Here is a 6,110-nt window from a genome sequence, read left to right on the forward strand (position 1 = left end):
AGTCGTGACCTTGGCTTAAAATAAGCAGGAAAGGATTACTATGACGCTAGTTAAAACACCCTATTTAAAGCAAGTTAGTGGTTGGCCAAAAACTGGTCGTCATATCCTAGCTCAGTTTGATGATACATCCATAGTGGTCTACCAAGCTTTTTGTCCTGCTATTGGTCATTTTGCTAGCAAGCATGGCTATTTTGGAGGAGAGTTCAGGCTAAACCGCATGAGCTGGATTAAGCCCAACTTTCTATGGATGATGCATCGTTCAGGCTGGGGCACGAAAGCTGGACAAGAGGTAATCTTAGCTGTGTCGATTCAGCGTACTGCTTTCGAGACAATCCTAGCAGCAGCAGTTCAATCCCAGTTTGTACCAGATTTATACTCTAGTGAAACTGTCTGGAAACAAGCTCTTAAGCAATCATCTGTCCGGTTACAGTGGGATCCAGATCACGATCCATCAGGTAAGAAACTTGAACGACGTGCGATTCAGTTAGGACTACGCAACGAAGTACTTGCCAAGTACGCTCGTGATTGGATTATCAATATTGAAGACATCTCTGAATTCGTGGAGGAGCAATATCGCAATGTAAGGTCTAACAATTGGACTGACTTGATAACTCCTGATGAAGCAGTATATCCAGTCACCCAGTCTAATCTTGCGATCAAACTTGGCTTATGAGCTATTGAGTTGGAATAAATTTTCCTAAATAAATTTTAATAACTTGTGTGCCCTAACAGCCAGAGCTTACATACATTAGTACGAGAGGAAAATTACCGTTACTCTAACGTAGCGGGCGTGAAGCGAGAAAGGCGCAAAGAACCCGGAATGTGGGCTTAGAGGTAGCCATCATTTAAAGAGTGTGTAGTAACTCACCGGCGGAGTTCCTTCTAAGTGACGAACGCTTTGGCTCTGGCGACTTGCACATTATTTTTACAATCGAGCAGGATCATGGCAAATATCCTAGACCTCATCAATCAAATTGCTGCAAAGGAAGCACAACTGAGTGACAATCAATTCCTCGCTCCCTGTGTACGTGGGGGACGGGTAAGAACTCGTGTTGCTGGAATGATTTATACATTTTCCCCTAAGCCTCGTAAGTTTGAAGGATGGGGTATTTTTCAGCCAGTTAGCAACAAAGTGGCAACTGTGGTCGAAGAGCCCGATGTGTTTCAACTTGAGGAGTATTGGCAACTGCTCCAACCGTTGCGTTTACGACTAGCTTATCAATTGTCGGGAAAGACTTGGCTAGGGTATCCGGTAAATGAATCCGATGCTCGTCAGCGCTTTGGCACGGTTAAACCTATCCCTGTGCATCTGGTGGAGGGGGGGGTAGCTTTTGAACAAGTGGTAGCTCGTGGGGATGGTAAGGCTTGGTGGTTTCAGCAGCTTGACCGTAAGGGAGATCCTTTACTAGCAGAACAACTTAGAGAGCAGTTAAAGCAAGTAACACCACCTGAAGAACTGGATGTAAAGGGGCTGACACCAGAAATGAGAATAGTTTATGACTTGGTAACACAACAGAGTAAAGATTTTAAAGCTAAAGCTCTGCATCAACGGGATCACAGAAGACTAGAACAAGCTTTGGAAATGGGTGGGGGAGCACTGCAACAGTTCCATGACCGGGGAGAATTCTGGCAGGTGCAGTGGAGAACTGCTAACGGTGAACACCACACATCAGCGATATCTAAACAGGATCTGACTGTAATCAGTTCCGGGATTTGTCTAAGTGGACGCGATCGCGATTTTGATTTACAGTCCTTGGTTGGGGTGATTGAGGCACGAGATTGGGATTAGGATGATGTCAATTTTTTTCCACGAACAACTCTACCGTACCTCCCAAGTCATGACCCAGTTACGTGACTACCCCGTGACCGTGTGTGGTGCGGGAGCACTTGGAGCCAATATTACCGAAAATTTGGCTCGTTCAGGGTTTGGAAAGCTTAAGGTTATTGATTGCGATCGCATTGAAGAACGCAATCTTTCTACCCAACCCTACTACCGCTCTGATATTGGTGCCCATAAAGCCAAAATCCTCGCCCATTCTCTCTACCAAGCGGTTGGGGTAAAATTGGAGGCTAAGGTCAAGGAATTAACTAAAGCTAATACCAAACAATTACTGAATAATTCTACTTTAGTCATTGACACCTTTGATAACAGTGTCGCTCGTCAAGCCGTAAAAGATTACTGTGATAGTTCCCAAACCCCTTGTCTTCATGTGGGGTTAGCAGAAGACTACAGTGAGATAATTTGGAATGAAAATTATCGAGTCCCTTCCCCAGTTAATGATGATATTTGTGATTATCCATTAGCTCGGAATTTAGTGCTAATGACTACAGCAGTTGCTACTGAAGTCATCATTGAATTTATCAGCACAACCAAGAAACTGGACTTCACCTTCACCTTGAGAGATTTAAGTATCAAGCCGATATAGCGTTTGTATTTGATTTGTTAACATAATCGTGCTTAGGAAAGGCAAGAGGCAAGAGGCAAGAGGCAAGAGTTAATCAGGCGATAAATGCGGGATGATTTTAATAGTTTGGTGGAATGGGCATCTTGGTGGAATGGGCATCTTGGTGGAACTGGCATCTTGGTGGAACTGGCATCTTGGTGGAACTGGCATCTTGGTGGAACTGGCATCTTGCCAGTTTCAATATATTTTCGGGCGGGCAGGATGCCCACCCCACTCATATTCATCCGAAGACTCAGCAATGCCGAGGGTTTTAGCACTGCATCGCTTTTGCCTTTTGCCTTTTGCCTCTTGCCTTACAAGGATAACTAATATCCCTAAAACGTTGCTAATAATTGCTAGATCTCTATTAATTCTTTATCCATCAACTTAGCCTTAGTATCAACTAACTGTCTTTCAATTTCATCCCGGACAATTTGACGATATTCAAGAAAGTGTTCGTTGTGAGCGCATAGAGTAAGGTAATGTTCCCAGACACCTGGATTATGCCTGAAAATACCAAATAAATGATGCCAGAATTTCCAGCGAGTACTGCGCTTAAACCCTTGACGCCAAATTACAGTCCCCAGAGCTTTCAAATCTACTAAATCCGGCATTTTGAATGGGGCTTTGCATTTAGGGGGGCCAAGCTTTAAAAAACATTGATAGGCACGGTCTATATAGCGCTCAGGTTCGTATAGCGTCCAGAATGCTTCGATGTATTCTTGAGCAATCTCCTCAATGGGACGAGTAGGAACAAAGTTCATTAGGGTGGTTTGATTGATATCTTTTTTAGTGTTATCTCGCAAACGTCCTTCTTTTTCTAAGCGATTCCATAGAGCAGTATTGGGTAACGCCTGTAACATCCCAAACATAGCTGTAGGGATAGCAGCCTGTTCAACAAAACTAATAATACGGGAACCTGCTCCTTGTTTCTCTCCATCAAAACCAATAATAAACCCTGCCATTGGTCGCAATCCCGCACGAATTATTTTGTCTACACCATCCGTTAGAGAGCTGCGAGTGTTTTGGAATTTCTTAGTTAGTTTAAGGCTTTCTTCGTCTGGTGTTTCAATCCCTAAAAATACAGCATCAAAGTTAGACTCCACCATCAAGTCCATCAATTCGGAATCCGCAGCTAGGTCTACAGATGCTTCAGTATTAAATCGGAAGGGATACTGATGCTCTTTCTGCCATACTTTTAGCTCTTTCAGAAGTAGCTTAACGTTACGCTTATTCCCAATAAAGTTGTCATCCACCATAAAGATACCACGCCGCCAGCCTAATTCATAAAGATAATCCAATTCTTTGAGAAGCTGGGCTGGTTCCTTTGTTCTAGATTTGCGGCCATAGAGAACAATGATGTCACAGAACTCGCACTGAAAAGGACATCCCCGCGAAAACTGCACTGACATTGAATCATAGGCATCAAGCTCTAACAAATCATAGCGGGGAATGGGGGTTTGAGTGACATCGGGTTTCTCTGTAGTGCGAAAGGTTCCACTAGTTTCCCCTCGCTGTAAAGCTTCTACAAACATAGGTAGGGTGATTTCTCCTTCATCTAGGATTAGAAAATCCACCCCTGCCTTCTTTCCTTCTTCGGGTAAAGAGGTAGGATAAGGTCCCCCAAATGCTACTAATTTACCACGTCGTTTCGCTTCCTTAATTTGGTTTAGGGCATCGGTTTTTTGGACAATCATCGCTGAGATTATCACCAGATCTGCCCATTCAAATTCTGCTTCGGTTACGTCTCGGATATTGCGGTCAACCAGTTTAAATTCCCAGTCTTGAGGTAATAATGCAGCAACAGTAATTAGACCTAAGGGTGGCAATAAAACTTTGCGATTAACTAATTCAAGGATTTTGTCATAAGACCAAAACGTTTTCGGAAATAGCGGATACAGTAATAAAACTCGCATTTAGAGAAATCCTCACACACGTGGCCATAGAGCCTATAGCGATCTTACATCCTAAGTAAGATTGCGATCAGCTATCAGTCTATGCGCTACGCGCACGCTGCGCGAACAGCTATCAGTATTCAGATATAAGCTATCATTCTATGCGCTACGCGCACGCTGCGCGAACAGCTATCAGTTATCAGCTATTAGCTATCAGTCTATGCGCTACGGGCACGCGTGCGCGAACAGCGAACAGCGATTAGCGCTACGGGCACGCGTGCGCGTTCAGCTTATGGGTTAGGTCACAGGCTAGAAGCCTGTGCCACGCTACTTGGCTTTTGAATAAAATGACCATGATAGCTGACCACTGACTGCTGACTGCTGACCGCTGAGCTAGGGTTTTAATTACGGCTGCAATTATTCACTACACCCCAGACCAAGTAACAAGGTCGGGACCGACACCCTTAGGAGCTAAAAAGGCTGCTTGTTACCCCCTGAGGCTTAATCTGCTACTCTAGTAAGCCTGTCAAGAATTTGCATGATTGACAAATCCCGCAAGAAATCGTTTCTGGTCTCGGTTTCATAGCGGTTCTGGTCATAGCGGTTCCGGTTATAGCTGTTCCGGTCAGAGCGGTTGATGTATGTCAGAATGCGATCGCATTCTGTGGTGCCAACTATACTACAACCCTGGCTCAGTAAACTATCCACTGAAGTAGTCTTACCCTTAGGGGTATACCAACGTGACCCTGATTGGGCAGTCTGACCGTTAGGATACTTCCACCAACCTGATGACCCGAATTTGGCAGTCTTGCCGTTGGGATACTTCCATTGTGACCCGAATTTAACAGTCTTGCCGTTGGGATACTTCCATTGTGACCCGAATTTGGCAGTCTTGCCGTTGGGATACTTCCATTGTGACCCGAATTTCGCTGTTTCCCCATTTGGCCAGTCTAACGAAGACCTCTGACCTTGCCTAGAACCGTTGCAGATAACTTGCTGTAAACTTTCAATCGTACCCAAAAAGCTTGTTCCCTCTTCTGTCATGCTGGCTAGTTTTCCCATGACGGTCAGGTCGAAGCAATCTTGAGAGGAATTTCGTGGTGACTGAATACTTGATGAACGTCGGTTACTCTGTCCACAGTACTTATATTCTAGGGTAGCTAGATTATCGCTATCCAAGTTTTCGCTAATCGCCAAGCGACGCACAGCACGAATCTGGCCACATCGATTCGATTGAGCAGATACGTTATTGCTTCCTAAGCCAATAGTACATAAGGTTAAGAGTGATAATAAAACTCGCATCGGATATTTCATAGAGATGAATCTTCCTGAACACATCAATAGTATGAACAGCCAAGATTATCAAAGACCCTGACTTCTCACTGACTACTACAGACGTTGGATGATATCAAAAGTTTCACCATTGAAATAATTTTGGTCGCGATTCAATGTTAACCATTCACCTGTCAGCTATTAGCTATCAAAAGTTATCTTTAGAGCTGATTTATAAAGTAAACCTTAATAGTCCTCAAGCCCTTGCCGTATATAGCTTTCAGTTGATTATCCGCCTCCGGATACGCTCAATTCCTGAAACCCTTGTAGGGCAAGAACTTTACCTAAGTTTACAAATCAGCTTTAAAAGTCAGGCACAAGTCAGGCACAAGTCAGATCTTCTCAGCCGGTAAGTCAGTTAGCAGTGGAGTTTGATGAATATATGAGGTTCAAATAAGTCGAACTTGATGTTCTTCAAAACTGAACTCTTTACTACTTT

6 protein-coding genes are annotated in these 6,110 nt (G+C 44.0%); 3 read left to right on the forward strand and 3 right to left on the reverse strand.

All coding sequences use genetic code 11. The features are described 5' to 3' along the window. The first annotated feature begins 40 nt into the window (after positions 1 to 40). From F6K52_RS30690 to F6K52_RS30700, 3 genes are all read left to right on the forward strand, one after another. Complete coding sequence (locus F6K52_RS30690; protein ID WP_293087846.1) at positions 41 to 673, forward strand: DUF4291 domain-containing protein; 633 nt, start codon at positions 41 to 43, stop codon at positions 671 to 673. 270 nt (positions 674 to 943) lie between these two features. Continuing rightward, positions 944 to 1,789, forward strand: coding sequence for a hypothetical protein (locus tag F6K52_RS30695; RefSeq protein ID WP_293087849.1), 846 nt, complete (start codon positions 944 to 946; stop codon positions 1,787 to 1,789). Between the two features lie 4 nt (positions 1,790 to 1,793). Beyond that, positions 1,794 to 2,426, forward strand: a complete 633-nt coding sequence (locus F6K52_RS30700; RefSeq protein ID WP_293087861.1) for a ThiF family adenylyltransferase — start codon at positions 1,794 to 1,796, stop codon at positions 2,424 to 2,426. A gap of 32 nt (positions 2,427 to 2,458) precedes the next feature. Here F6K52_RS30700 and F6K52_RS30705 read toward each other — a convergent pair whose 3' ends face one another. The 3 genes from F6K52_RS30705 to F6K52_RS30715 all read right to left on the reverse strand — a co-directional run bounded on the left by F6K52_RS30705 (position 2,459) and on the right by F6K52_RS30715 (position 5,653). Then, positions 2,459 to 2,722 carry a hypothetical protein gene (locus F6K52_RS30705; RefSeq protein WP_293087852.1) on the reverse strand — a complete coding sequence of 88 codons (264 nt, stop codon included), beginning with the start codon at positions 2,720 to 2,722 and terminating at the stop codon, positions 2,459 to 2,461. A gap of 78 nt (positions 2,723 to 2,800) precedes the next feature. Further along, the gene (locus tag F6K52_RS30710) at positions 2,801 to 4,360 is read right to left on the reverse strand and encodes a B12-binding domain-containing radical SAM protein (protein WP_293087855.1); all 1,560 of its coding nucleotides are present in this window, start codon (positions 4,358 to 4,360) and stop codon (positions 2,801 to 2,803) included. Between the two features lie 480 nt (positions 4,361 to 4,840). Beyond that, entirely contained in the window at positions 4,841 to 5,653 is an 813-nt protein-coding gene (locus tag F6K52_RS30715; RefSeq protein WP_293087858.1) for a hypothetical protein, read from the reverse strand. Between the last annotated feature and the right edge of the window lie 457 nt (positions 5,654 to 6,110).

It is taken from the genome of Moorena sp. SIO3H5 (assembly GCF_010692395.1).
GTDB lineage: Bacteria > Cyanobacteriota > Cyanobacteriia > Cyanobacteriales > Coleofasciculaceae > Moorena.

Excerpts from the sequence above, each read along its gene's own strand:
- F6K52_RS30715 (WP_293087858.1), bottom strand. The coding sequence starts at position 5,653 with ATGAAATATCCGATGCGAGTTTTATTATCACTCTTAACCTTATGTACT.
- F6K52_RS30710 (WP_293087855.1), bottom strand. The coding sequence starts at position 4,360 with ATGCGAGTTTTATTACTGTATCCGCTATTTCCGAAAACGTTTTGGTCT.
- F6K52_RS30690 (WP_293087846.1), top strand. The coding sequence starts at position 41 with ATGACGCTAGTTAAAACACCCTATTTAAAGCAAGTTAGTGGTTGGCCA.
- F6K52_RS30695 (WP_293087849.1), top strand. The coding sequence starts at position 944 with ATGGCAAATATCCTAGACCTCATCAATCAAATTGCTGCAAAGGAAGCA.
- F6K52_RS30700 (WP_293087861.1), top strand. The coding sequence starts at position 1,794 with ATGTCAATTTTTTTCCACGAACAACTCTACCGTACCTCCCAAGTCATG.